Here is a 1,179-nt window from a genome sequence, read left to right as displayed (position 1 = left end):
CGGATGTCTTGGATCTGGATTCTTTTGCCGGCAACGCCACTGTAAAAATTAAGCCTTGGACCCCGTGGATGGCCGTGGGGCAAAAAGTGTCATTGCGTTGTGTGGGGACTCAGGAAAATGGGAGCCCGTTAGTTATTTCACTGCTGGACAATAAAAGTGTCAGTGCAGCGGAGGTGACTAATGGACTGAGTGCGGTACTCGCACGCAGTGAACTTGAGAAATTGAAAAAAGATAGTCAGTTAGTGACGGAGTTAAAAGTTACTTTCAACGATAGCAGTGACTCACTAGATCTTATCGATTTCCCGAAAAACGAAGTAAAGATTGGTTCTGCGCCGTTTGTGACTTCGGAAGATTTTGAGAGTATTCCAACTCAATTTATCGAAATAAATTTAAGAACGGAAACCCCTTCCATGTTTATATCGCGCATTCCTGAATCGCCTCCGGTTAATGTTGCAGCGATTTTACCGGCGAAATATATTTTGCTGGACTTTGATGGAAATTGTATCGGAGCTGCTATCTCTCTCCCCCTATTCGAACTCTCCGTGCCCCCCGACTTCCCCGCCGAAACTGTCGGATTATTTTTTGAGCTAAAATCAAAATGCTCATCAGTATCCTTTTGGGCTTACGAAAATCAATATGTAGGTTCAGATGTACATTTATGTAAAGCCCAGTATTTTGATGCAGACAATAATTTACTGGGAGAAAAACCCATCATAACCCTACCCCCGAATTATCAAAAGGTGAAAGTAACTTTTTCCGCAACAGGAATTAAATTCATTAGAGTCACTGGTTTTTTTTCGCGCTAGATGATTTCACATTTGAAAAATAGATGATCGAAACAGCATTAAAAAGAAGAGCTAATAGTTTTTTGCACTGCAGCGCGAATAAAGTAAATAACCAACGCAACACGTACGATGGCGAGTGCAATTAATGGGTCAAAAAACACACGATTACCTGTGGGGCACAGCAAACCCGCTCTCACAGGTTTTCGTGATGTTTAACGCTCTTGTTTAACAAGCCGTCGTGTTACCTGATGAAAGCTACAACACCTTGCTCCATTGCCTACACCTACGCCAGAATCCGCCGGCTTGTGCGCCTTGGACCCGGGTTTTATCGTTTGCGGGTCGCTGACCCATCAGCGATCGGGTTTAGCAGCTCGGTGAATATCAAGGTTCGCAT

General features: G+C 43.9%; 1 protein-coding gene. It reads left to right on the top strand.

What is annotated here, in order from left to right:
* The coding region (locus tag V5E99_RS30910; RefSeq protein ID WP_499806310.1) for a hypothetical protein at positions 1–806 on the top strand (806 nt) is incomplete at its 5' end.
* Positions 807–1,179 lie beyond the last annotated feature (373 nt).

Origin of the sequence: Janthinobacterium sp. LPB2021202312-11-4, assembly GCF_037049705.1 — a bacterium.
Taxonomy (GTDB): Bacteria; Pseudomonadota; Gammaproteobacteria; order Pseudomonadales; family Pseudomonadaceae; genus Aquipseudomonas.
Note: the sequence above shows the minus strand (reverse complement) of the source record. Positions and strands in the feature narration are given on the sequence as shown.